Below are 23,036 nucleotides of genomic sequence, written 5' to 3'. Positions count from 1 at the left end.
CATGACCGGCAAATCCCCATCCACCTCGAGAATCGCCCGGCTCCTCTTCGGCCTGCTGGCCTACGTCAGCCTGGGTATCGGATTGGTGGCGATTGTCGTGCCGGGTTTGCCCACCACCGAATTCATCCTGCTGGCTGCCTGGGCCGCCACCAAAAGCTCGCCGCGCCTCAGCGCCTGGCTGGAAAACCACCGCCTGTTCGGGCCGATCCTGTTCAACTGGCGCAACGGCAAGATCATTGCGCGCCGCGCCAAAATCAGCGCCACCGTCAGCATGCTGCTCTGTGCCCTACTGATGCTGCTGACGCTCGATCACGGCTGGCCGATCTACCTCACCATCGCCGGAATGAGCCTGGGCAACCTGTGGATATGGTCCCGCCCGGAACGGCTTGCACGCCCCGTATAACGCGGGATGTAGGCGTTTTCCTACCGTTCATCGCCTCCCTCTCATGAAACCCCTGGCTACGCCGATGCTCCGGATAAGGCGCCGAATGGACTTGGCCCGGCTCGCATACCAACAAGCCCATCCGTGAGTGAACCTATGTTCGATACCCTCTCCATCCGCTTGAAAATCGTGCTGCTGTCCGGCCTCTGCCTGCTGGGAGTGATTGCGCTGGTGGTCGGCATGAATATTTACAATACCGCGCAGAACAATGCGCTGGTCAGCGACTCAAGCTCACGGATGCTCACCGCCAGTGTGCAACAACTGCTGCAAGCCAAGGCTGCCGAACAGGCGGTGCAACTGCAGCGAACCTTCGGCGACAGCCTGGTGGCGCTGACCGCCCTCGCCGACCAGGTCAAAGACCTGCGCACCCTGGCCGCCAAGCGCTCCCTCGAACCCGGCGCGCTGCGTGAAGAACTCAATCAGAGCCTGAAAACCGCGTTTGAACGCAACAGCAAGGTGCTGGGGATATGGATGTCGTTCGAGCCCAATGCGCTGGATGGCAAGGACAGTGAGTTTGTCGACGACAAGGCGCGTGTCTCCAACGATAAAGGCCGTTTCTCCAGCTACTGGAGCCGCGCCGGCGGCGAAGGCTTGAACACCATCATGGTCGAAGAGGACCTGAACAAAACCACCCTCAACCTCAACGGCACCCCCTACAACATCTGGTACACCTGCCCACGGGACACCCGTCGCGCTTGCCTGCTGGACCCGTATGAAGACACGGTGGGCGGCAAGCTTGTACTGATGACCACCATCGCCCTGCCGTTGCTGGTGGACGGCAAACTCATCGGCGTCCTGGGCGTCGACATTGCCCTCAATGCCTTGCAAGCCAGCACCGATGCCGCGCAGAAAGACCTGTTCAACGGTATGGCGCAGTTGGAGATTCTCTCCAGCACCGGTTTGATCGCCGCCTACAGTGGCGAACCGGCCAAGGTCGGCAAGAACCTGATCGACACCCTGGGCGCCGAAGGCAAAGAGATCGTGCAACTGCTGGGCAGCGACAACCGCACGATTCTCGAACAGGACAACACCATCCGCGCGGTGTACCCGGTCAAACCGCTTGCCGACGCCAAGTCCTGGGGCATAGTGATCAAGCTGCCCAAGGCGGTACTGCTGGCCGACAACGTCAAGCTGCAAGCCGTACTCGACAAGGCCCAGGCCAGCGGCACGCTCAAGGCCTTGCTGGTCGCGGCCGTCGCCGCATTGCTCGGCCTGCTGCTGGTCTGGCTGACCGCCACCGGCGTGACCCGGCCGATCAACAGCGTGGCCGCCATGCTCAAGGACATCGCCAGCGGCGACGGCGACCTCACCCAGCGCCTGGCCTACTCCAAGAAAGACGAGCTGGGCGAACTGGTGACCTGGTTCAACCGTTTCCTCGACAAGCTGCAACCGACCATCGCGCAGATCAAGCAAAGCATCAGCGAAGCCCGTGGCACGGCGGACCAGTCTTCGGCCATTGCACGCCAGACCAGCGAAGGCATGCAGGTGCAGTTCCGCGAGATCGACCAGGTGGCCACGGCGTCCAATGAAATGAGCGCCACCGCCCATGACGTCGCCAACAGCGCCTCCAACGCCGCCAGCGCGGCGCGCGGGGCCGATCAGTCGGCACGCGAAGGCATGTCGATCATCGAGCAGAGCACCCGCGATATCACCACCCTCGCCGACGAAGTCAGCAAGGCCGTAAGCGAAGTCGAAGCACTGGCCGTCAACAGCGAGCAGATCGGTTCAGTGCTGGAAGTGATTCGCAGTATTGCCGAGCAGACCAACCTGCTGGCGCTCAACGCTGCCATCGAAGCGGCACGCGCCGGGGAAAGCGGGCGCGGGTTTGCGGTAGTGGCCGACGAAGTACGCAACCTGGCCAAGCGCACCCAGGATTCGGTGGAGGAAATCCGCCAGGTGATCGAACGCATCCAGAGCGGCACCCGTGGCGTGGTGGCGACCATGCATTCGAGCCAACAGCAGGCCCAGAGCAATGCCGGGCAGATCCATCAGGCCGTGCAGGCGTTGGGCAAGATCAGCGACGCGGTGACGGTGATCAGCGACATGAACCTGCAGATCGCCAGCGCCGCCGAACAACAGAGCGCAGTGGCCGAAGAGGTCAACCGCAATGTGTCGGCGATCCGCACCGTGACCGAAACCCTCACCGGCCAGGCCACCGAGTCGGCGGCAATCAGCAGCCAACTCAATGCACTGGCGACTCAACAGATGACGTTGATGGACCAGTTCAGGGTGTAAACAACACTGTAGGAGCGAGCTTGCTCGCGAAGAACGTCAACGATCACGCGTGCATCCTGGATGAACGCGGTGTCCTTGAGTTTTTCGCGAGCAAGCTCGCTCCTACAGACCGGTCCAGGCCGTGACAAACGCCGCTACATCCTCGATCACGCGTGCATCCCGAATGAACGCGGTGTCCTTGAGTTTTTCGCTGTAGGAGCGAGCTTGCTCGCGAAGAACGTCAACGATCATGCGTGAATCCTGGATGAACGCGGTGTCCTTGAGTTTTTCGCTGTAGGAGCGAGCTTGCTCGCGAAGAACGTCAACGATCACGCGTGCATCCTGGATGAACGCGGTGTCCTTGAGTTTTTCGCGAGCAAGCTCGCTCCTACAGGCCGGTCCAGGCCGTGACAAACGCCGCTACATCCTCGATCATGCGTGCATCCTGGATGAACGCGGTGTCCTTGAGTTTTTCGCGAGCAAGCTCGCTCCTACAGGCCGGTCCAGGCCGTGACAAACGCCGCTACATCCTCTTTCGGCGCGGTACGCGGCGGGTTCTGCGGGGTGCCCAGGTAGAGGAAGCCAATGACTTCCTCGCCCTCTTTCAGTCCCAGCCCCTTGGCCACATGGGCCGAGTAGGACAAGTCCCCGGTGCGCCACACCGCGCCAATCCCCTGGGCGTAGGCCGCCAGCAGGATGCCATGGGCGGCACAAGCCGCCGCCAGCAACTGCTCGGATTTCGGCACCTTGAAGTGTTCCTGCAGGCGGGCAATCACCACTACGACCAGCGGCGCGCGCAACGGGCCGTTCTGGGCCTTGTCGAGGACGGCCTGCGGCGCGTCGGGGTCTTGCAGGCGGGCGGCTTCGACCAGCAACGTGCCCATCTGCTCACGGGCCGCGCCTTCCACGGTGAGGAACCGCCAAGGACGCAACTGGCCGTGGTCGGGCGCACGCATGGCCGCGGCGAACAGCACATCACGCTGCTCCTGGGTCGGTGCCGGTTCCAGCAGGCGCGGCACGGAAACACGGTTGAGCAAAGCGTCGAGAGCCTGCATTGGCCACCTCCAGAAAAAAATGTGCGGTCATTCTAGCGGGAATGGACCGGGATGCCATCAAACGATAATTGCTCTTATTCAAACCGCCCCGCCCTGTTAGACTTTGCGACCTTATTTTCCGCCTTTGCTCAGGAAACTCGATGCTCCGTTCGCTTCTTCGCCTGTCTGCAGGACTGATGGCCATGAGCCTGGTTGCCTGCGACGACGCCCCCCGGTTTACCCAGGCTGAGCCGGGGGAAGCGCGGGCCGGCGGGGCAACGACGGTGAACAAACACGGCCAGAACGCCTTTTCCCTGCCCTCGGCCAACCTGTCGCCAACCCGCCGCCTGGATTTCAGCGTCGGCAACAGTTTCTTTCGCAGCCCCTGGGTGATCGCGCCTTCCACCACCACCGCGCGCGACGGCCTGGGGCCGCTGTTCAACACCAATGCCTGCCAGAACTGCCATATCAAGGACGGCCGTGGCCACCCGCCGCTGGCCGACGCGCAGAACGCCGTGTCGATGCTGGTGCGCCTGTCGATCCCGGATGCGCCGCCGTATGCCAAACTCATCGAGCAACTCGGCGTGGTGCCCGAGCCGGTCTACGGCGGGCAGTTGCAGGACATGGCCGTACCCGGCGTGACGCCGGAGGGCAAGGTGCGGGTCGACTACACGCCGGTCAACGTCACGTTCACGGACGGCAGCGTCGTCGAACTGCGCAAGCCCAACCTGCAGATCACCCAACTCGGTTACGGCCCGATGCACCCGGACACACGCTTCTCCGCACGCATCGCCCCGCCGATGATCGGCCTGGGCCTGCTCGAAGCGATTGCCGACGCGGATATCCTGCGCAACACCGACCCGAAGACCGCCGACAAAGACGCCATCGTCGGCCGCGCGAACTGGGTCTGGGATGACGCCCGGCAAAAAACCGTGCTCGGACGCTTCGGCTGGAAAGCCGGGCAACCCAACCTCAATCAACAGAACGTTCACGCGTTTTCGGGGGATATGGGCCTCACCACGTCGCTGAGACCGTTCGATGACTGCACCGACGCCCAGGTCGCCTGCAAACAGGCGCCCAACGGCAATGGGCCCGATGGCGAGCCGGAAGTCAGCGATAATATCCTGCGCCTGGTGCTGTTCTATACCCGCAACCTGGCGGTGCCCGTGCGCCGCGACGTCGACGCACCACAGGTGCTGGCCGGGAAGAACCTGTTCTACCAGGCCGGTTGCCAGGGGTGTCACACGCCGTCGTTCACCACGGCGGCCAATGCTGCCGAACCTGAACTGGCCAACCAGGTGATTCGCCCCTACAGCGACCTGCTGTTGCATGACATGGGCGACGGCCTGGCCGACCACCGCACCGAATTCAAGGCCAGTGGCCGCGACTGGCGCACGTCGCCGTTGTGGGGCATCGGCCTGACGCAAACCGTCAGTGGCCACACCCAGTTCTTGCATGACGGCCGCGCCCGCAACCTGCTGGAAGCCGTGCTCTGGCACGGCGGTGAAGCACAAGCGGCGCAGCAGCATGTGTTGTCCTTCAATGCCGAGCAGCGCGCTGCACTGCTGGCGTTCCTGAACTCTTTATAAGCTTCGCCCCACTTACAGAAGGGAGCTCGACATGTTCCGTCCCAAGTTGTTGTTCACCAGCCTGGCCGCCCTCGCGCTCGGTGCCTGCTCGCCGCAAGACCCGCAAGCGGTGACCTCGGCCGCCATCGCCAAGCAAGTGATCTTGCCGACCTACAGCCGCTGGGTGGAAGCCGACCGTCAACTGGCCGTCAGCGCCCTGGCGTACTGCCAGGGCAAGGAAAGCCTGGACACCGCTCGCGCCGACTTCCTTCACGCCCAAAAAGCCTGGGCCGAACTGCAACCGCTGCTGATCGGCCCGCTGGCCGAGGGTAACCGTTCGTGGCAGGTGCAGTTCTGGCCGGACAAGAAAAACCTGGTGGGTCGTCAGGTCGAGCAACTGGTCGCCGCCCAGCCGCAGATCGATGCGGCCGCCCTGGCCAAATCCAGCGTGGTGGTGCAAGGCCTGTCGGCCTATGAATACATCCTCTACGACGCCAAGACCGATATCGCCGACGCCGCGCAGAAAGCCCGCTACTGCCCGCTGCTGACGGCCATCGGCGAGCGCCAGAAAGCCCTGGCCGAAGAGATCCTGGCCAGTTGGAACAGCACCGACGGCATGCTCGCGCAGATGAGCAAGTTTCCCAACCAGCGCTACGCTGATTCCCACGAGGCCATTGCCGACCTGCTGCGCGTACAAGTGACCGCACTGGACACCCTGAAGAAAAAACTCGGCACGCCGATGGGCCGCCAGACCAAGGGCATCCCGCAGCCGTTCCAGGCCGATGCATGGCGCAGCCAGTCGTCCCTGCGAAGCCTGGAAGCCAGCCTTGCCGCGGCCCAGACCGTGTGGGTCGGCGTCGACAACAAAGGCCTGCGTGGCTTGTTGCCGGCCGATCAAAAGGCCCTGGCCGAGAAGATCGACGCCGCCTATGCCGCGTCCCTGAAACTGTTCGCCAGCAACCAGCGCACCCTCAACGAATTGCTCGCCGATGACGCCGGACGCCAGCAGCTCAACGATCTCTACGACAGTCTCAACGTCGTCCACCGCCTGCACGAAGGCGAGCTGGCCAAGGCGCTGGGCATCCAACTGGGCTTCAACGCCAACGACGGTGACTGATGATGCTCAGGCGACAGGCTTTGGCCATTGGCAGCGCGTTGCTCGGCGCACTCACGCTGGGCGGCTGGACGTTGTTCAAGCAGAAAGACAAGGGCCCGCTGCTGCTGTCGGCGCGGGATGATGCAGACGGCAAACACTATGCTGTCGGTTATCGCCTGGACGGCCAGCGGGTGTTCGCCACCCAGGTCGGCCAGCGCTGCCACGACATCATCAACCACCCGACGCTGCCGATCGCGCTGTTTGTCGCCCGTCGCCCAGGCACCGAGAGTTACCTGATCGACCTGCGTGATGGCGCGCTGCTGCAAACCATCACCGCGAATGCAAACCGCCACTTCTATGGCCACGCGGTAATCCATAAAAGTGGCGACTGGCTGTACGCCACCGAAAACGACACCTCCGATCCGGGCCGTGGCCTGCTCGGGGTGTACCGGTTCGAAGGCGAACGGCTGGTGCACAGCGGCGAGATTTCCACCCATGGCATCGGCCCGCACCAGGTGGCGTGGATGCCCGACGGCGAAACCCTGGTGGTGGCCAACGGCGGCATCCGCACCGAAGCCGAAAGCCGCGTGGAAATGAACCTCAACGCCATGGAACCGAGCCTGGTGCTGATGCAACGCGACGGCAGCCTGATCAGCAAGGAAACCCTCGGCCAGCAGATGAACAGCGTGCGCCATATGGGCATCGCCAGCGATGGCACCATCCTGACCGGGCAGCAGTTCATGGGGCCGTCCCAGGAGCGCTCCGAGTTGCTCGCGATCAAGCGGCCGGGGCAGCCATTCATGGCGTTTGCAGTGGCCGACGAGCAGCTACAGGCGATGGAGCACTACACCGCCAGCGTCGCGGTACACAGCGAATTGCGCCTGGTCGCGTTGACCGCACCGCGCGGCAACCGCTTGTTTATCTGGCACATGGACAGTGGCGAGCTGCGCCTGGATGGGCCGTTGCCGGACTGTGCGGGCGTGGGTGCGGTGGCGGATGGGTTTGTCGTGACCTCCGGCCAGGGGCGCTGCCGGTTCTATGACTGCCGCCAGGCACAGCTGAGCGCAACACCGTTGGAATTGCCGGCCGGGCTTTGGGATAACCATCTGCATCTGGTCTGACGGTCAGGCTCGGCCAACGCTGCGCCCGACGGCCAAATCGCCGGCGAAAAAAAAGGGCCTCGTTTCACAAGGCCCTTTTTGGGTGGTTTCGATCGTTTCAACTTTGTGGCCCCATCCCTCGAGACATCCCGAACATGAACAGCAGCAGGTCATGATCGGGCTTGACCGTCGCATTCGCCTTGGCGATGCGCGGCAGCAGGCATTGCCCGCTGCCTTGCACCGCACTGAGGACCTGTGTCCGAGGCTGTTCCCATGCAGCCAGGGCCAGGGCAGCAATGCCCAACGCCCCGACCAGAAACAGACCTCGAGCTATTTCTAGCTTCATTTGGTTAAACCCTTGATAGCGCTGCCAAACGCCGTCTCGTAAAAGTAGCTGAGTTTTGCCCAGTCGCCATCGCTCCACGACGAATGGCGGCGCAGTTGCAGCATGTCATGGGAGGCGGCTCGATAAGCGGTCAGGCGCTGGCGGCATTTCTCGAAGTCCAGCAGCGCGACTTCCACGTTGGCCGAGTCGGGCTCACCCGTGACGCGCACAAAGATATGCTTGATGTACAAGCAACCGTGTTGCCAGCGACCTTTGTGCATGCGCGCCAATGTCGCCGCCACCTCTTTGAGTACACGCTCGTGTACCGCTTCGCCGTACTGTTCACGGCCACCGGCGGCGTACCATTTTTCGATTTCGTCGAAACCGTCCAGCGAAGCCGTCACCAACAATGCTTTCCATTGGTGTTGCGGATCACGACGCGCCTCGCAGAACACCATCTCCGGTACCCGTACATTCAGCGCGCGCAGGCCTTTGAGAGCATCCCGTTCGCGCAACACCGTCGGGCGCCCAAACGGATGCAGCAAACTGCGGTAGATATGCCCGGTCTGACGTTTGCTGTAGAGCAAACGCCCGGTGGGGCCCATCACACGCTGCACGCCACTTTCACCGCCACGCCGACGATTAGGCTCTTCGACCCACTCGCCCTGCTGGCGCCAGAAATACTCAAATCGCTCTTCGGGAGCTACATGACTGCCTGCTACGCACTCAACTGCCATCCTGTTACCTCTTGCGCAATACGTATACCCGCCACATGGCGTAGAACGGAATAAAGTCCAGGGACTCCTGAACTCGGAAACCGGCCTGCTCAAACTCTGCCTCGACAGTAGCAGCCGGTAACACGAACCGGTTTTGGTAACCTTCCTGCTCACCTTTCCTACGACGTTTTACTTCAGCACGCTTGCGTTTCCAGGCCTTGAAGTTGCCATCCACCCACAGCGAGATGATCACGCTGTCGCGGGTAACACGATGAAACTCCTGCAATATCGCCAAGCGGTGCTCAGGCTCACCAATGTGGTGCATCAGGCGCATGCAGAAGATGCTGTCGACCGCGTTATCAGGCAAATCGATATCAAAGGCGGATGTCTGCAAAGGGCGTACCCGTTTGACCACATCCGCTGGCTGGGCGACCATCGCGACCTTCAACATCGACTCCGAATTATCGGCGCCGATGATCACCCGGTTGGGTTTTTCCGCCAGCAACGGCCAGAAACGCCCCGCCCCGCAAGGCAAGTCCAAGACCAGGCCAGGTTCACCGGCCATGGCCAGCGCACCGCGCGCCAACTGCTCGTCACGTTTGTGGGACAGCCGGCGAGCTAAATTATCCTGATGTTTGAGCAAATAATTCTGTGCATGCTCTTCGTCGTACTTATCGGAAAATTCGAGCTTGATCGGGGTAGGCATCTTACGTCTCCGTTTACTGATGCCTACGACCTTAAGTTGCAAACTGTGATCAATAGGTCAACTCGTTGTGAAAAACTTGTCCTGTCCAGACTCATACATTTCAAGACTTTACCGACACGATTGATGGCACAGGGCCATCTTCGACGAATTACACTGATCGTTGCCAGCATAGCGGTAGCACGGCAAGTCAGGGTTTGACTTGGCTCAACTGGACATGAAAGCGGCAACCATTGGGCTCCATGGTGCTCAGGCTGACGCTCCAGCCTTGGTTTTCGCAGATCCGCTGCACCAGCGACAGCCCCAGGCCAAGGCCCTCACCGCGTTTTTCGCTGCCGCGCACGAAGGGCTCGAACATGGCTTCGCGCTTGTCTTCAGGAATGCCGACGCCGGAGTCTTCCACCACAAAACCACTCGGTTCCAGGGTGAGCCGGATAAAGCCCTGCTCGGTGTAATGCAGTGCATTACGCAGCAGATTGCCCATCACCGCATGCAGGAAGGTGGTGTTATAGCGCGTATCCAGGGGGTTGCCCGGCTGGTAGATCAGTTGCAGGCCTTTTTGCTCGATCGGCTCACGCCAGAGGCCGAGCAAATCATCCGCCACCTGGGTGAGGGTTACCCGGGGGGACATGGTGGCGTCGTTGTGTTGGGCGCGTGCCAGCATCAGGAAGGTCTGCACCAGTTCGCGCATTTCTTCGCAGGCCCTGGCGATGCGCAGCACCTGGTTGCGCCCACGCTCGTCGATGGCCGGGTTTTCCAGCAGCAGCTCGCAGGAACTGGCCAATACCATCAACGGCGTGCGCAATTCGTGGCTCACATCACTGGTAAACAACTGCTCGCGGGACAGCGCCTGGCGCAGACGGCCCAATGTGGCGTCGAAGGCCACAGCCAGCTCGCCCACTTCATCGGCGGCGTAATCCGGTGCCAGGGGCGGCGCCAGGCCGAGCAACTGGTCACGATGACGCACCTGGCGCGCCAGGCGCACCACCGGTGCCATCACCTTGCGGGCCAGCACCCAGCCGAGGAAGACCGCCAGCGCCAGGCTGAGCACGAAGCCCACCAGCACCACCGCGAACAGCACGCGCTCACGCTCTTCGAAATCGCTCTGGTCTTGCAGCAGCACGTAACGCCGACCATCGACCACTTCGACCATGGCGTGGTACGACAACGCCTCGCGGAACACTTCATGAAAACCCGGTTCCAGGTGCCGCAGGTCCTTGGGCAGCTCGAAATCCCCGCGCCCGCCGCTGAAATAGAACAGCTGGTCCGGCTCGGGTCGGTGGCTCCAGTCCTCGACGCTGTCCATCAGCAGCAGGCGCTGCAAGTCGCCGCCCAACCCTGCCGAAATCAGCTTCTCTTCCACCAGATGCACCGTCGCGATGATCCCCATCGCGAAGGCGCCCGCCACCAATGCGCTCATCAAGGCAAAGGCGATGATGATCCGCTGGGCAAGGCTTTGCTTAAACTCCATCACGACCCTCGGCCAGGCGGTAACCCACACCGTGTACCGTTTGCAGCAATGGCTTGGCGAAAGGTTTATCGATCACTTGGCGCAACTGGTGGACGTGACTGCGCAGGCTGTCACTGTCGGGGCAATCATCCCCCCATAGGGCTTCTTCGAGAATTTCCCGACGCAGCACATGGGGACTTTTCTGCATCAACACCGCCAGCAGCTTCAGGCCCACCGGGTTGAGCTTGAGCAGGCGCCCTTCGCGGGTGACTTCCAAGGTATCGAGGTCGTAATGCAGGTCGGCCACCTGCAGGGCACGGCGCCCGCCGCCGTGGGCGCGGCGCAGCACGGCTTCGATGCGCGCGGCCAGTTCCGACAGGGCGAACGGTTTGAGCAAGTAGTCATCGGCCCCGGACTTGAAGCCCTGCAGGCGGTCATCCAACTGATCGCGGGCGGTGAGCATGATCACCGGCGTATCGCGGCGCGCATCTTCGCGCAGGCGCTTGCACAAGGTGTAGCCATCGATGCCAGGCAGCATGATGTCGAGCACGATCAGGTCGTAGTGCTCGGTGGCAGCCAGGTGCAGGCCCGACAAGCCGTCCTGCGCGCAGTCCACGGTGTAACCTTTGAGCCCCAGATAATCGGCCAGATTGGCCAGAATATCGCGGTTGTCTTCAACCAATAAAATTCGCATGGGCAGTGTCTCCGTACTTTCGTGCCAGCCGTGTGTTGGCCCGCGCAGCTTAAGGCCAAGTAGGGCTCAGGGATAGAGCTGAGCGCTAGGCAGATAAACGATTTCAACCGACTAAAGAGTTGAACGAGTTTTTCACTATAGCTTCACAAACTCACTACAGTAGCGGGGTGAACATCGCGCGCATCGATATAAGGAAGCTGTACATGGTTTTTTTCAAAACAGCGCCTATGCGCTATTTGCTATTGGTAACCGGTGCCTGGCTGGTTATTTTCCTGCTCACACGTAGCGTATTGCTCATTACTCACCTGAGTGAAGTCGGCGGCAATCTGTTGCCGGTGTTTGGTGTGGGCCTGCTCTATGACCTGGCCTTTCTAGCCTATGCCGCCCTTCCTCTGGGGCTGTACCTGTTGCTGTGCCCGCCCGCGCTGTGGCGTCGCCGCGGCCATCGCTGGTTCCTGCAGGCGGTGCTCACCGTCAGCCTGTTCGCGATGCTGTTCACCTCGGTGGCCGAATGGTTGTTCTGGGATGAGTTCGGCGTGCGCTTCAACTTTATCGCCGTCGACTACCTGGTGTACTCCGACGAAGTACTGAACAACCTGCTGGAATCCTATCCCATCGGCAAGTTGCTCAGTTTGCTGGCGATGCTGGCTGTCGTGCTGAGCCTGGCCCTGCGCAAGCCATTCAATGCGGCAATGAACGCCCCGCTGCCGCCCATGCGCGGCCGTCTGTTGAATGCCTTGGCGCTGTTGGTCGTCGCGGGCCTGAGCCTGCAACTGATCAGCCAGGACAGCCCACGCGCCCAAGGTGGCAATGCCTACAAGAACGAACTGGCGAGCAATGGCCCGTATCAGTTTTTCGCCGCGTTCCGTAACAACGAGCTGGATTACTCACAGTTCTACAAGAGCCTGCCAACCGAAATCGTAGCCAAGCAGTTGCGCGCCGAACTCAGCGAGCCCAATGCGCGCTTCATCGGCCAGGACCCACTGGATATCCGCCGTGCCATCACCCACCCGGGCACGCTGCGCAAACCCAACATCGTGCTGGTGACCATCGAAAGTTTCAGCGCCAAATACATGGGCAGCAATGGCGACGGGCGCAACCTCACGCCGAATCTCGACGCCTTGCGTCAACAAAGCCTGTACTTCAACAACTTCTACGCCACCGGCACCCGCACCGACCGTGGCCTGGAGGCGATCACCCTGGCCATCCCACCGACGCCGGGACGCTCCATCGTCAAGCGCATTGGTCGGGAGAGCGGCTTCGCCAGCCTGGGGCAACAACTCACGGCCATCGGTTACGACAGCGTGTTTGTGTATGGCGGGCGCGGTTATTTCGACAACATGAACGCGTTTTTCAGCGGCAACGGTTATCGCGTCGTAGACCAGAGCAGCGTGCCCGAGTCGGAAATTTCGTTCAAGAATGCGTGGGGCATGGCGGACGAGGATCTGTACAAACAGACCCTGAAGCTGGCCGATGCCGACTACGCCAAGCAGCAGCCGTTCCTGCTGCAACTGATGACCACCTCCAACCATCGCCCCTACACCTACCCGGACGGGCGCATCGATATCAAATCCGGCAATGGCCGCGACGGCGCGGTGAAGTATACCGACCATGCCATCGGCCAGTTCCTGGAAGCGGCGCGTCAGAAGCCATGGTTCGATAACACGATCTTCGTCTTCGTCGCCGACCACACCGCCGGCAGTGCAGGCAAGGAAGACCTGCCCATCACCAACTATCAGATTCCACTGTTCATCTATGCGCCGAAGCTGATCGACGCACGGGAATCGGCGCAACTGGCCAGCCAGATAGACCTGGCGCCGACCCTGCTGGGCCTGATCAACCTGAGCTATGAATCGACCTTCTTTGGCCGCGACCTGTTGCAGGACAACCCATTGCCCCCTCGGGTCGTGGTGGGTAATTACCAGCACCTGGGGCTGTTCGACGGCAAAGACCTGGCGATTCTCAGCCCACGCCAGGGCCTGCGTCGCCACGACGAGGCGCTGGGTGAAAGCCAGGAGTTGCGGGTCGGCAGCGATGACCCGCTGATCCTGCGGGCGATCACCTATTACCAGGCCGCCAGTTATGGTTTCAAACAACAACTGCTGAGCTGGAAAGCGCCCAAGGAAGAGGCCCCGGCATTAAGCACGCGCTAACCAAAACGTCCCGTACAGCCGAGTACGGGACTTTTTTATCAGGGTTTACCATGCAATCCCCTCCTGTTGTTCCGGTTTCCAAACCTCTCAATTTCTGGCTGTGCCTGGGCATCCCCGCCGGTGCTGCGCTGCTGATGCTATTGCTGCAGCTGACATCGCTGGACATGGACCTCGCCAAGCAGTTCTACAGCGCTGCGGATGGCGGCTTCATCGGGCGTTACAGCTTCTTCCTCGAAGACATCCTGCATGACCGCGCCAAACAGTTGGTCATCCTGTTCTCGGTGCTGGCCATTCTGGGGTTTGCCGGTACCTTTATCCTCCAGCGCCTCAAGCCGTACCGCCGCGAACTGGGCTGCCTGGTGTTGTCCCTGGGGCTGGCCACGGCGTTCGTCTCGCCGTTGAAAACCGTCACCGCCGTGCAATGCCCGTGGAGCCTCAAGGAGTTCGGTGGCCAGGAAACCTACAGCGAACTGCTGAGCCCTCGCCCGCCCACCGATAAACCTGGGCGCTGCTGGCCCGGCGGGCATGCGGCAACCGGGTTCGCCCTGTTCGCCTGGTTCTTTGCGCTACGGGATCGCCGGCCGCGGATGGCACGCAAGGCGTTCATCTTTGCCGTGGCGCTGGGCAGCGTGTTTTCCGTGAGCCGCATGGCACAGGGCGCGCACTTCTTTTCCCACAACGTGTGGACGGCGATTTTCTGTTGGCTGATCTGCCTGGGGCTGTACTGCCTGATGCTCTATCGACCATCGAAGGTCAGGGTGTCAGAAGTGCGTGCATTGAATACGTAGACCGGCCAACCACTTCAGTTACCTCCCTCCCTTATTACGCACCCGCATAAAAAAACCCCGCCTGCATCGCTGCAGGCGGGGTTTTTCAGTCGCCGGGTAAGGCTGGCTTACATCATGCCGCCCATGCCACCCATGCCGCCCATGTCTGGCATACCGCCGCCAGCCGAGCCTTCTTTCTTCGGTGCTTCAGCAACAGCGGCTTCGGTGGTCAGGATCAGACCGCCGATGGAGGAAGCTGCTTGCAGCGCCGAACGAGTCACCTTGGTAGGGTCCAGGATGCCCATTTCGATCATGTCGCCGTATTCGCTGGTTGCCGCGTTGTAACCGAAGTTACCTTTACCGTTCTTCACAGCGTTAACCACAACGCTTGGCTCGTCGCCGCTGTTGGCAGCGATCTGACGCAGCGGTGCTTCAACGGCGCGACGCAGTACAGCGATACCCACGTCCTGATCGGCGTTGTCGCCTTTCAGGTCCAGGATGGCTTCCAGGGCGCGGATCAGCGCAACACCACCGCCAGGTACCACGCCTTCTTCAACGGCTGCGCGGGTTGCGTGCAGGGCGTCTTCAACGCGGGCTTTCTTCTCTTTCATTTCAACTTCGGAGCCAGCGCCAACCTTGATCACTGCAACGCCGCCGGACAGCTTGGCCAGACGCTCTTGCAGTTTTTCACGGTCGTAGTCCGAGGAAGTTTCGGCAACCTGGGCACGGATCTGAGTGATGCGCGCCTGGATGTCGGCGTCTACGCCAGCACCGTCGACGATGATGGTGTTTTCCTTGGAAATGGTCACGCGCTTGGCGCTGCCCAGGTTTTCCAGGGTGGCGCTTTCCAGGCTCAGGCCGATCTCTTCGGAGATAACGGTACCGCCGGTCAGAACGGCGATGTCCTGCAGCATGGCCTTGCGACGGTCGCCGAAGCCTGGAGCCTTGACGGCTGCAACCTTGACGATGCCACGCATGTTGTTCACAACCAGAGTCGCCAGGGCTTCGCCTTCAACGTCTTCGGAAACGATCAGCAGTGGGCGGCCGGCCTTGGCAACGGCTTCCAGCACCGGCAGCATTTCGCGGATGTTGGAGATTTTTTTGTCGACCAGCAGGATCAGCGGGCTTTCCAGCTCGGCAACCATGGTTTCTGGCTTGTTGACGAAGTACGGGGACAGGTAGCCACGGTCGAACTGCATGCCTTCTACAACCGACAGTTCGTTTTCCAGGCCAGTGCCTTCTTCAACGGTGATCACGCCTTCTTTACCGACTTTTTCCATGGCTTCGGCAATGATGTCGCCGATGGAGTTGTCGGAGTTGGCGGAGATGGTACCCACCTGAGCGATAGCCTTGGTGTCAGCGCATGGCTTGGACAGGTTTTTCAGCTCTTTGACGATGGCGATGGTCGCCTTGTCGATGCCGCGTTTCAGGTCCATCGGGTTCATGCCGGCAGCGACGGCTTTCAGGCCTTCGTTGACGATCGACTGAGCCAGAACGGTAGCGGTGGTGGTGCCGTCGCCTGCGTCATCGTTGGCACGGGAGGCAACGTCTTTGACCAGCTGCGCGCCCATGTTCTCGAAACGGTCTTCCAGTTCGATTTCTTTGGCGACGGAAACGCCGTCCTTGGTGATGGTCGGAGCGCCGAAGCTCTTCTCGATGATCACGTTACGGCCTTTAGGGCCCAGGGTCGCTTTTACTGCGTCAGCCAGGACGTTGACACCGGTGAGCATTTTCTTGCGGGCGGAATCGCCGAATTTAACTTCTTTAGCAGCCATTATCGATATTCCTTAAATACTTTGTAGTAACGGGAAAATGAGCGGGGAAATCAGCCTTCCAGAACGGCGAGAATCTCGTTCTCAGCCATGACCAGCAGGTCTTCGCCGTCGACTTTCACAGTGTTGCTGCCGGAGTAAGGACCGAATACAACCTTGTCACCGACTTTAACGGCCAGCGCACGTACTTCACCGTTTTCCAGAGTCTTGCCTGGGCCTGCAGCGACGATCACACCGTGGTTGGCTTTTTCAGCAGCCGAACCTGGCAGAACGATACCGCCAGCGGTTTTCTTTTCTTCTTCGCTGCGACGGATAACGACGCGGTCGTGCAGAGGACGAAGCTTGCTCATTGTCGATCTCTCCTAATTGTGTTTTTCATCGGCCGGTGTCAGTACCGGCAGGTTAAATCCGGCGGGGCCGGTCGCGGTTCGCAGGGCGAAACGCGGAAGTCTGTCTGGTGTCGCCACCAGAAACCTTGCGGTGACCGTTACATAAGGGCGCATCAGCTTATTACAAGGGGCCGGCGATGAATTTTTTTGCGTCTGCCGGCCCTTAAAAACAACACAGCCCCCGAAGGGGCCGCGCCAGTGAAGCGGTTATTTGCTGTCGCGATGCTCGAACTCACCTTCGATCACATCACCTTCTCGCCCCAACGGCTGGCGCGGAGCCGGACCGCCACGGGGTTGCAGGTCGTCGGCGAACGCGCGTTGGCGAATCGCAGCCTCTTCGGCGCGCTGGCGCATCTTGCCCGCCAGCAGCTTGCGCGTGAACGGCAGCAACATGACCAGGCCGAGCACATCGCTGATGAAGCCTGGCAGGATCAACAGGCCACCGGCCAGGGCCATCATCAGCCCTTCGAGCATGGTTTGAGCCGGTAATTCGCCGCGATTCAGGCTTTCACGGGCACGCAGCGCCGTGGCCAGACCGGCGACGCGCAGCACCAGAACGCCGAGCATCGAGCCGAGAATGATCAGCAGCAGTGCCGGGAAAAACCCGATCGCACCACTGACTTTTACGAATACGAACAGCTCCAACACCGGGAACAGCAGAAAGAGCAATAAAAAAGGGCGCATCAAATGGTTTCCTCAACGCAAGATTGCCTTGCCAGTCCACCTTAGATGACGTCGCCATTTCGTGAATTCAAGCTTCAGCGGCGCTTTTTTTCGGCCAGACCTCAGCATGAGCCAAGGAAACCAGGGCCTCGCGCACTTGTGTCGGCGTGTTGCAAGACTCGGCGAACGGCAACCAGTGCAGCGCATGCCCTATGCGCAGGTGCATGCCTTCGCTGTCGATCCCGGCCAGTTGCGCCGGCTCGTGGGTGGGCAAACCGGCCAACTCGACGTAATGGGCGATGGCCTTGGAGTGGTCGGCGTTCATGTGCTCGACCATGCTGCGCTCGGCCGGGCCGGCGAACGGGTTGGCCAGGGTCAACCGGTCAAGCCAGTGAATCGCGCCAAAGCCGCCGATATAGCGGTGACGTACCGGCTTGAGTACCCAGAAGTCGAAGTCGTGGGCCTGGTGATAGTTGGCCGATTCGGGGAAGTAGCGGTAATAGCGTTCGGCGGCCGCTTCAATCGCGGCGGCGTCGTGCAATTGCTCGGCTTCGGCCAGGTAGGTCAGGCGCCCCACTGCCTGCACGTCATCCGCTTCACGCTCGCCGACCAGCAGCGAGCACTTGGGGTCTTTCTGCAGGTTATGGGTGTGTTGGGCGATCCGGCTGATCAGGATCAGCGGCCGGCCTTGCTCGTCCAGGCAATACGGCACGACCGAACCGAAGGGAAAGCCAGGCATGGCTTTGGACAATGTGGAGAGGGCTCCACGGTATTCCTTGAGCAGCAGCTCTCGGGCGTTCTTGGCAACGTGCGCGCTCAACGTATGACTCCTCGGGAATTCAGTCGCCCATAGCGTATGGGAATGGATCTCAAGCCAAGGTAATCAATATCCGCGCAGGTTGCCAGCGGGCACGAAGCGGATTACCAGGCCACGCCAAACCCTGCGGTGTAGCGGGTCTTGCTCAAGCTGCTTTCCGAGTCGCCGCTGATCACGTCACGCTCGGCCTTGAGATTGAGCGACGCCCACTCGGTGACCTTGTAGCGCAGGCCCATTTCCGCATCGAGGGCATACTCGGCCGGCCCGCCGATAGGCTTGCCCAACTCGCCGGAGGTGAAGAATTCAACCGTCTTGCCGATCAGGTAGCGGTTGTAGTCCCACTTCATGGCCAGGGAATAGAAGTTGTCCTTGCCGCCATCGAAATATTCGTAATCGGTGCGGTTGACCAACGAACCCAGGGAGAACGCGCCGAGCTCATCGTCCCAGAATTGGTAGCCCGGGCCGGTGCCGACAGTGCGTTGGCGGGACAGGTCTTCGACCCTGTCGCGCTTGTAGGTCAAGCGGCCCTGCCAGAACCAGTGCTCGGTGATGAAGCGGTCGAGGTCGTATTCCAGGGACCAGTTGTCGGTGGTGGTGACGTCGTCCTGGAACTCGCGGTTGTACTCGCCCTGTCCGGTGTGGCGCCATTGGCCGTGGCGGGCGGAGGTCTTGAAGTCGATGTCGTAGTCGTTGGTGTCTTTCTCGGCGCGCTTGTAGTCCAGCGCCATGTCGACATTGCCTTTCCACACCAGGTCTTCGATCACCGGCTTGGGCTTGATGATCTGCTGGATGCTGGCCAGCTCCACGGTCTTGGGCGCTTCGCCATTGGCCAGCACCACTTTGCCATCAGCCGCAGCCTGCAAGGATTTGGCTTTCTCACCGGTGTAGGCATCCTGCTTGACCAACAACTCCTGATCGCTCTCCAGGGTTTTCACCTGTTTCCAATCCACCGGGATAGCCCCCGCATAGTCGGTCTGGATCAGCAGCTTGCCACCGTCGAAGAGCTTGATCTTGCCGGACAGGCGGTCACCGTTCTTTAACCAGACGGTGTCGGCGAGCAAGGGGGTGGAGGCGCTGAAAACAGCAAGGCACAGCAGGGTTCTGGACAACATAAGCAGATAAGGGGCTCAGGATTGGCGAAATAGGGGCGTTATCGTGTTAGATAGCTAGGACTGACTCAATGAATTGTGTTGAGTTCAGTTCTCATCTGCATATTTACAGACGTTTCTTACAAGAAACCGACGATCTGAACGGATATATCCACCGTGAAGCAACCCGCCGAAGCCCCGCAAAGCCCTGCCGAGATGCGCCGCACCGCGCTGTACCTGACGCTGGCGCAAATCCCCGAAGGTTGCGTGGTGAGTTACGGCGAACTGGCCCACCTCGCCGGGCTGGGGCGCGCGGCGCGTTGGGTCGGGCGCACCCTGAGCCAACTGCCCGACGATACCCGCTTGCCCTGGCACCGCGTGCTGGGTGCCGGCGGTCGGATAAGCCTGCCGGCGGGCAGCGCCTCAGGCGACGAACAACGTGCGCGTTTACGCAACGAAGGTGTCGCTATCCTGAACAATCGCGTGGATATTCAGCGTCATGGCTGGCGCCCGGTAGAGCACAGCGGTTAGAGTGCGCGCTTTGTTTCCGTGAATCTGAGGCAGACTCCAGCCCATGCCCCGTAAAACCTGGCGCGCCGCGCTCGCCGCCTATGCCAGCCCCTCGACGTTAGTGCTGTTGTTGCTTGGCTTTGCCGCCGGCTTGCCTTACATGTTGGTGTTCTCGACGCTTTCGGTATGGTTGCGTGAGGCCGGTGTGGCCCGCGAGACCATCGGCTATGCGAGCCTGATCGGTTTGGCGTATGCCTTCAAATGGGTGTGGTCGCCATTGCTCGACCAATGGCGCCTGCCGCTGCTGGGCAAACTCGGACGTCGTCGCTCCTGGCTGGTACTGGCCCAATCGCTGGTGATCCTCGGATTGATCGGCATGGGCTTCTGCGACCCGCAGAAACACTTGTCCTGGCTGATCGCTATTGCGGTGATCGTCGCCTTCGCTTCGGCTACCCAGGATATTGCAGTCGATGCCTATCGCCTGGAAATCGCCGATGACAGCCGCCAGGCTGCCCTGGCCGCCAGCTATATGTCCGGTTACCGCATCGCCGCCCTGCTCGCCACGGCCGGCGCGCTGTTTTTTGCCGAAGGTTTCGGCTCTACCGGTTTCAACTATAAACACTCGGCGTGGACCGGCACCTATGTGCTGTTCGGCGTGCTGATGATTCCGGCGCTGCTGACCACCCTGTTCATGCGCGAGCCCAATGTGCCACTGCGCACCCAGTTGCAGGCCGGACGCTACAGTTTCGTGCATCAGTTGGTGTCGGTGTTTGTGCTGATCGTGCTGTTGGTGTCGGTGCCGGCGACGTTCACCCAGTTGTACAACACCGATTTCGCCAGCGTGCTGTTCCACGGTGTCAGCCTGTGGGAACTGTTAATGGAAGACCGCGCCTTCCTGCGCGCCATCCTCTACATCACCCTGACAACATTGTGCCTGTCGGCCATGGGCCGCCGAGGCCTGGCGCCGGTGCTGACGCCGGTCAACGACTTCATCCTGCGCTATCGCTGGCAGGCGCTGCTGCTGCTTGGGCTGATCGCCACCTATCGCATGTCCGATACCGTGATGGGCGTGATGGCCAACGTGTTCTATATCGACCAGGGCTTTACCAAGGACCAGATTGCCGGGGTCAGCAAGATCTTCGGCCTGATCATGACCCTGGTCGGCGCCGGCATGGGAGGCCTGTTGATTGTGCGCTTCGGCATCCTTCCGATCCTGCTCATCGGCGGCATCGCCTCGGCCGGCACCAACCTGCTGTTCGTGATGCTCGCCGACATGGGCCCGGACCTGCAGATGCTGATCTTCACCATCTCCCTGGACAACTTCAGCTCAGGCCTTGCCACCTCGGCGTTTGTCGCCTACCTGTCGAGCCTGACCAACCTCAAGTTCTCCGCCACCCAATACGCGCTGCTGAGTTCGATCATGCTGTTGCTGCCGCGCCTGATCGGCGGGTATTCGGGGGTGATGGTGGAGAAGTTCGGTTATCACAACTTCTTCCTGATCACCTGCGTGCTGGGTGTGCCGACGTTGCTGCTGATTGCGCTGCATTGGTTCCAGGAAAGCCGACGGATTCGCTTGAATCCACCGGCAGAAGACTGACAGAGCCTCCCCTTGTAGCTGTAGCGAGCTTGCTCGCGAAGAAGTCACAGACACCGCGTTTATCCCGGTTTCCCGCGTCATCGTTGACGATCTTCGCGAGCAAGCTCGCTCCTACAAACAGCTCTGCGTCCTGATGCCTGTACGGCGGCAGTTTGCGCCCGTACAATCCCAAGTCACTTCAAGTCCAAGCAACCGACAACGGCCTACCATGCGTACCAGTCAATATTTGCTCGCCACACTGAAAGAAACGCCTTCCGACGCGGTTGTGATCAGCCATCAGCTGATGCTGCGCGCCGGTATGATCCGCAAGCTGGCTTCTGGCCTGTACACCTGGCTGCCCATGGGCCTGAAGGTGATGCGCAAGGTCGAAGCCATCGTTCGCGAAGAAATGAACGCTGCCGGTTCTCTGGAAGTGTTGATGCCGAGCACCCAACCGGCCGAGCTGTGGCAGGAATCCGGGCGCTGGGAAGAGTACGGCCCTGAATTGCTGCGCTTCAAGGACCGTCATGGCCGCGACTTCTGCGCTGGCCCGACCCATGAAGAAGTGATCACCGACCTGATGCGCAACGAGTTGAGCAGCTATAAACAGCTGCCCCTCAACCTGTATCAGATCCAGACCAAGTTCCGTGATGAGATCCGCCCACGCTTCGGCCTGATGCGCGGCCGCGAGTTCATCATGAAGGACGCGTATTCGTTCCACGCCGACCAGGCGTCCTTGCAGGTCACCTATGACCGCATGCACACCGCCTACTGCAACGTGTTCACGCGCCTGGGCCTGAAATTCCGCCCGGTTGAAGCGGACAACGGCTCCATCGGCGGCGCCGGCTCCCACGAGTTCCACGTACTGGCCGAGTCCGGCGAAGACGATATCGTGTTCAGCAACGGTTCCGACTACGCGGCGAACATCGAGAAAGCCGAAGCCGTGCCACGGGAAACCGCCCGTCCAGCCCCGGCTGAAGAACTGCGCCTGGTGGACACCCCGGACACCAAGACCATCGCGGCCCTGGTGGAAAAATTCAATCTGCCGATTGAAAAGACCATCAAGACCCTGATCGTTCACGCCGAGGAAGCCGGCAAGCTGATCGCCCTGGTGATCCGTGGCGACCACGAGCTCAACGAAATCAAGGCCGCCCAGCAACCGGGCGTGGCCAGCCCGCTGGTCATGGCCTCCGATGCCGAACTGCGCGACGCCATTGGCGCCGGTGCCGGCTCCTTGGGCCCACTGAACCTGCCGCTGCCGATCATCATCGACCGCTCGGTCGAGCTGATGAGCGACTTCGGTATCGGCGCGAACATCGACGACAAGCACTACTTCGGCGTGAACTGGGAACGCGACTTGCCGGTGCCGACCGTGGCCGACCTGCGTAACGTGGTCGCCGGCGACCCGAGCCCGGATGGCAAGGGCACCCTGGAAATCAAGCGCGGCATTGAAGTCGGGCACATCTTCCAGCTGGGCAACAAGTACAGCAAGGCGATGAAGTGCGAAGTGCTGGGCGAAAACGGCAAGCCGATCACCCTCGAAATGGGTTGCTACGGCATTGGCGTATCGCGCGTGGTTGCCGCTGCCATCGAGCAGAACAACGACGAAAAAGGCATTATCTGGAGTGACGCCCTGGCGCCGTTCCAGGTGGCCCTGGTGCCGCTGCGCTATGAAACCGAGCAAGTCCGTGAAGCCACCGACAAACTGTACGCCGAACTGACGGCCGCCGGTTTCGAAGTGTTGCTGGACGACCGCGACAAGAAAACCAGCCCGGGCATCAAGTTCGCCGACATGGAGCTGATTGGCATCCCGCACCGGATCGTGGTCAGTGACCGTGGCCTGGCCGATGGCAATCTGGAATACAAGAGCCGGACCGAAGCCGAAGCCCAACCGTTGCCGGTGGCTGACGTGCTGTCTTTCCTTCAGGCGCGTATTCGTCGCTGAAAACCAGATCAAGA

Annotated in this window: 23 protein-coding genes and 1 pseudogene; 11 read left to right on the top strand and 13 right to left on the bottom strand. The window is 61.0% G+C overall.

Going from position 1 to position 23,036, the window contains the following annotated elements:
- Position 1 precedes the first annotated feature (1 nt).
- From ACP7E3_RS11225 to ACP7E3_RS11215, 3 genes and pseudogenes are all read left to right on the top strand, one after another.
- Positions 2-403, top strand: a complete 402-nt coding sequence (locus ACP7E3_RS11225; RefSeq protein ID WP_057004547.1) for a YbaN family protein — start codon at positions 2-4, stop codon at positions 401-403.
- Between the two features lie 135 nt (positions 404-538).
- A pseudogene (locus ACP7E3_RS11220) lies at positions 539-1,819 on the top strand (HAMP domain-containing protein); the annotation flags it as partial.
- 102 nt (positions 1,820-1,921) lie between these two features.
- Positions 1,922-2,677: a methyl-accepting chemotaxis protein gene (locus tag ACP7E3_RS11215; protein ID WP_411565001.1), complete on the top strand. Its 756-nt coding sequence runs from the start codon at positions 1,922-1,924 to the stop codon at positions 2,675-2,677.
- 102 nt (positions 2,678-2,779) lie between these two features.
- Here ACP7E3_RS11215 and ACP7E3_RS11210 read toward each other — a convergent pair whose 3' ends face one another.
- The 3 genes from ACP7E3_RS11210 to ACP7E3_RS11200 are packed head-to-tail and all read right to left on the bottom strand — an operon-like array spanning position 2,780 to position 3,711.
- A complete protein-coding gene (locus tag ACP7E3_RS11210) occupies positions 2,780-3,070 on the bottom strand; it encodes a hypothetical protein (RefSeq protein WP_169881539.1) in 291 nt (96 codons plus the stop codon).
- Complete coding sequence (locus tag ACP7E3_RS11205) at positions 3,045-3,173, bottom strand: hypothetical protein (protein WP_262377345.1); 129 nt, start codon at positions 3,171-3,173, stop codon at positions 3,045-3,047. The genes ACP7E3_RS11210 and ACP7E3_RS11205 overlap by 26 nt, the downstream gene beginning before the upstream one ends.
- Positions 3,148-3,711 carry an NAD(P)H nitroreductase gene (locus ACP7E3_RS11200; protein WP_017846101.1) on the bottom strand — a complete coding sequence of 188 codons (564 nt, stop codon included), beginning with the start codon at positions 3,709-3,711 and terminating at the stop codon, positions 3,148-3,150. Before ACP7E3_RS11200 ends, ACP7E3_RS11205 begins: the two co-directional genes overlap by 26 nt.
- A gap of 140 nt (positions 3,712-3,851) precedes the next feature.
- Between ACP7E3_RS11200 and ACP7E3_RS11195 the strand changes: the two genes are divergently transcribed.
- The 3 genes from ACP7E3_RS11195 to ACP7E3_RS11185 are packed head-to-tail and all read left to right on the top strand — an operon-like array spanning position 3,852 to position 7,475.
- Positions 3,852-5,279, top strand: a complete 1,428-nt coding sequence (locus ACP7E3_RS11195) for a di-heme oxidoredictase family protein (RefSeq protein ID WP_126588776.1) — start codon at positions 3,852-3,854, stop codon at positions 5,277-5,279.
- A gap of 31 nt (positions 5,280-5,310) precedes the next feature.
- Entirely contained in the window at positions 5,311-6,375 is a 1,065-nt protein-coding gene (locus ACP7E3_RS11190) for an imelysin family protein (RefSeq protein ID WP_057004550.1), read from the top strand.
- A 2-nt stretch (positions 6,376-6,377) separates the two neighbouring features.
- Positions 6,378-7,475, top strand: a complete 1,098-nt coding sequence (locus tag ACP7E3_RS11185; protein ID WP_426123236.1) for a DUF1513 domain-containing protein — start codon at positions 6,378-6,380, stop codon at positions 7,473-7,475.
- A gap of 97 nt (positions 7,476-7,572) precedes the next feature.
- Here the strand turns inward: ACP7E3_RS11185 and ACP7E3_RS11180 are convergent, their stop codons facing one another.
- The 5 genes from ACP7E3_RS11180 to colR form a co-directional block, all read right to left on the bottom strand.
- A complete protein-coding gene (locus tag ACP7E3_RS11180) occupies positions 7,573-7,800 on the bottom strand; it encodes a hypothetical protein (RefSeq protein ID WP_169881540.1) in 228 nt (75 codons plus the stop codon).
- On the bottom strand, positions 7,797-8,516 hold the full coding sequence (locus ACP7E3_RS11175) for a lipopolysaccharide kinase InaA family protein (protein WP_057004553.1): 720 nt from the start codon (positions 8,514-8,516) through the stop codon (positions 7,797-7,799). Before ACP7E3_RS11175 ends, ACP7E3_RS11180 begins: the two co-directional genes overlap by 4 nt.
- Before the next feature lie 4 nt (positions 8,517-8,520).
- On the bottom strand, positions 8,521-9,201 hold the full coding sequence (locus ACP7E3_RS11170; protein ID WP_057004554.1) for a class I SAM-dependent methyltransferase: 681 nt from the start codon (positions 9,199-9,201) through the stop codon (positions 8,521-8,523).
- 187 nt (positions 9,202-9,388) lie between these two features.
- Positions 9,389-10,669, bottom strand: a complete 1,281-nt coding sequence (locus tag ACP7E3_RS11165) for a sensor histidine kinase (RefSeq protein ID WP_108524496.1) — start codon at positions 10,667-10,669, stop codon at positions 9,389-9,391.
- Positions 10,659-11,342, bottom strand: coding sequence for a two-component system response regulator ColR (gene colR, locus ACP7E3_RS11160; RefSeq protein WP_046382217.1), 684 nt, complete (start codon positions 11,340-11,342; stop codon positions 10,659-10,661). Before colR ends, ACP7E3_RS11165 begins: the two co-directional genes overlap by 11 nt.
- Positions 11,343-11,545: 203 nt before the next feature.
- Between colR and ACP7E3_RS11155 the strand changes: the two genes are divergently transcribed.
- Positions 11,546-13,495, top strand: a complete 1,950-nt coding sequence (locus tag ACP7E3_RS11155; protein ID WP_426123127.1) for an LTA synthase family protein — start codon at positions 11,546-11,548, stop codon at positions 13,493-13,495.
- A 50-nt stretch (positions 13,496-13,545) separates the two neighbouring features.
- Positions 13,546-14,283, top strand: a complete 738-nt coding sequence (locus ACP7E3_RS11150) for a phosphatase PAP2 family protein (protein ID WP_057004557.1) — start codon at positions 13,546-13,548, stop codon at positions 14,281-14,283.
- A gap of 107 nt (positions 14,284-14,390) precedes the next feature.
- Here ACP7E3_RS11150 and groL read toward each other — a convergent pair whose 3' ends face one another.
- The 5 genes from groL to ACP7E3_RS11125 form a co-directional block, all read right to left on the bottom strand.
- Entirely contained in the window at positions 14,391-16,037 is a 1,647-nt protein-coding gene (groL, locus tag ACP7E3_RS11145) for a chaperonin GroEL (RefSeq protein ID WP_057004558.1), read from the bottom strand.
- A gap of 50 nt (positions 16,038-16,087) precedes the next feature.
- The gene (locus ACP7E3_RS11140; RefSeq protein ID WP_017846112.1) at positions 16,088-16,384 is read right to left on the bottom strand and encodes a co-chaperone GroES; all 297 of its coding nucleotides are present in this window, start codon (positions 16,382-16,384) and stop codon (positions 16,088-16,090) included.
- A 246-nt stretch (positions 16,385-16,630) separates the two neighbouring features.
- The gene (locus ACP7E3_RS11135; RefSeq protein WP_017846113.1) at positions 16,631-17,107 is read right to left on the bottom strand and encodes an FxsA family protein; all 477 of its coding nucleotides are present in this window, start codon (positions 17,105-17,107) and stop codon (positions 16,631-16,633) included.
- A gap of 67 nt (positions 17,108-17,174) precedes the next feature.
- Positions 17,175-17,906 carry a HugZ family protein gene (locus ACP7E3_RS11130; protein ID WP_046382214.1) on the bottom strand — a complete coding sequence of 244 codons (732 nt, stop codon included), beginning with the start codon at positions 17,904-17,906 and terminating at the stop codon, positions 17,175-17,177.
- A 101-nt stretch (positions 17,907-18,007) separates the two neighbouring features.
- Positions 18,008-19,015, bottom strand: a complete 1,008-nt coding sequence (locus ACP7E3_RS11125) for a DUF481 domain-containing protein (protein ID WP_426123123.1) — start codon at positions 19,013-19,015, stop codon at positions 18,008-18,010.
- 192 nt (positions 19,016-19,207) lie between these two features.
- On the opposite strand from ACP7E3_RS11125, the gene ACP7E3_RS11120 reads away from it, so the two are divergent.
- The 3 genes from ACP7E3_RS11120 (at position 19,208) to ACP7E3_RS11110 (ending at position 23,022) form a co-directional block, all read left to right on the top strand.
- On the top strand, positions 19,208-19,522 hold the full coding sequence (locus ACP7E3_RS11120) for an MGMT family protein (RefSeq protein WP_186352037.1): 315 nt from the start codon (positions 19,208-19,210) through the stop codon (positions 19,520-19,522).
- Between the two features lie 43 nt (positions 19,523-19,565).
- A complete protein-coding gene (locus ACP7E3_RS11115) occupies positions 19,566-21,098 on the top strand; it encodes an AmpG family muropeptide MFS transporter (RefSeq protein WP_057004561.1) in 1,533 nt (510 codons plus the stop codon).
- A gap of 208 nt (positions 21,099-21,306) precedes the next feature.
- Positions 21,307-23,022, top strand: coding sequence for a proline--tRNA ligase (locus tag ACP7E3_RS11110; protein ID WP_017846118.1), 1,716 nt, complete (start codon positions 21,307-21,309; stop codon positions 23,020-23,022).
- Positions 23,023-23,036: the final 14 nt, after the last annotated feature.

The sequence above is a fragment of the Pseudomonas sp. PSPC2-3 genome, assembly GCF_049898265.1.
GTDB classification, from domain to species: Bacteria; Pseudomonadota; Gammaproteobacteria; order Pseudomonadales; family Pseudomonadaceae; genus Aquipseudomonas; species Aquipseudomonas veronii.
This window is presented reverse-complemented; position numbering and strand designations above follow the sequence as displayed.

What these genes read in the sequence shown, in the direction of transcription:
- ACP7E3_RS11225 (WP_057004547.1), top strand. Translation starts at nt 2, where the DNA reads ATGACCGGCAAATCCCCATCCACCTCGAGAATCGCCCGGCTCCTCTTC.
- ACP7E3_RS11215 (WP_411565001.1), top strand. Translation starts at nt 1,922, where the DNA reads ATGCAGGTGCAGTTCCGCGAGATCGACCAGGTGGCCACGGCGTCCAAT.
- ACP7E3_RS11200 (WP_017846101.1), bottom strand. Translation starts at nt 3,711, where the DNA reads ATGCAGGCTCTCGACGCTTTGCTCAACCGTGTTTCCGTGCCGCGCCTG.
- ACP7E3_RS11195 (WP_126588776.1), top strand. Translation starts at nt 3,852, where the DNA reads ATGCTCCGTTCGCTTCTTCGCCTGTCTGCAGGACTGATGGCCATGAGC.
- ACP7E3_RS11190 (WP_057004550.1), top strand. Translation starts at nt 5,311, where the DNA reads ATGTTCCGTCCCAAGTTGTTGTTCACCAGCCTGGCCGCCCTCGCGCTC.
- ACP7E3_RS11185 (WP_426123236.1), top strand. Translation starts at nt 6,378, where the DNA reads ATGCTCAGGCGACAGGCTTTGGCCATTGGCAGCGCGTTGCTCGGCGCA.
- ACP7E3_RS11180 (WP_169881540.1), bottom strand. Translation starts at nt 7,800, where the DNA reads ATGAAGCTAGAAATAGCTCGAGGTCTGTTTCTGGTCGGGGCGTTGGGC.
- ACP7E3_RS11175 (WP_057004553.1), bottom strand. Translation starts at nt 8,516, where the DNA reads ATGGCAGTTGAGTGCGTAGCAGGCAGTCATGTAGCTCCCGAAGAGCGA.
- ACP7E3_RS11170 (WP_057004554.1), bottom strand. Translation starts at nt 9,201, where the DNA reads ATGCCTACCCCGATCAAGCTCGAATTTTCCGATAAGTACGACGAAGAG.
- ACP7E3_RS11165 (WP_108524496.1), bottom strand. Translation starts at nt 10,669, where the DNA reads ATGGAGTTTAAGCAAAGCCTTGCCCAGCGGATCATCATCGCCTTTGCC.
- colR (WP_046382217.1), bottom strand. Translation starts at nt 11,342, where the DNA reads ATGCGAATTTTATTGGTTGAAGACAACCGCGATATTCTGGCCAATCTG.
- ACP7E3_RS11155 (WP_426123127.1), top strand. Translation starts at nt 11,546, where the DNA reads ATGGTTTTTTTCAAAACAGCGCCTATGCGCTATTTGCTATTGGTAACC.
- ACP7E3_RS11150 (WP_057004557.1), top strand. Translation starts at nt 13,546, where the DNA reads ATGCAATCCCCTCCTGTTGTTCCGGTTTCCAAACCTCTCAATTTCTGG.
- groL (WP_057004558.1), bottom strand. Translation starts at nt 16,037, where the DNA reads ATGGCTGCTAAAGAAGTTAAATTCGGCGATTCCGCCCGCAAGAAAATG.
- ACP7E3_RS11140 (WP_017846112.1), bottom strand. Translation starts at nt 16,384, where the DNA reads ATGAGCAAGCTTCGTCCTCTGCACGACCGCGTCGTTATCCGTCGCAGC.
- ACP7E3_RS11135 (WP_017846113.1), bottom strand. Translation starts at nt 17,107, where the DNA reads ATGCGCCCTTTTTTATTGCTCTTTCTGCTGTTCCCGGTGTTGGAGCTG.
- ACP7E3_RS11125 (WP_426123123.1), bottom strand. Translation starts at nt 19,015, where the DNA reads ATGTTGTCCAGAACCCTGCTGTGCCTTGCTGTTTTCAGCGCCTCCACC.
- ACP7E3_RS11120 (WP_186352037.1), top strand. Translation starts at nt 19,208, where the DNA reads ATGCGCCGCACCGCGCTGTACCTGACGCTGGCGCAAATCCCCGAAGGT.
- ACP7E3_RS11115 (WP_057004561.1), top strand. Translation starts at nt 19,566, where the DNA reads ATGCCCCGTAAAACCTGGCGCGCCGCGCTCGCCGCCTATGCCAGCCCC.
- ACP7E3_RS11110 (WP_017846118.1), top strand. Translation starts at nt 21,307, where the DNA reads ATGCGTACCAGTCAATATTTGCTCGCCACACTGAAAGAAACGCCTTCC.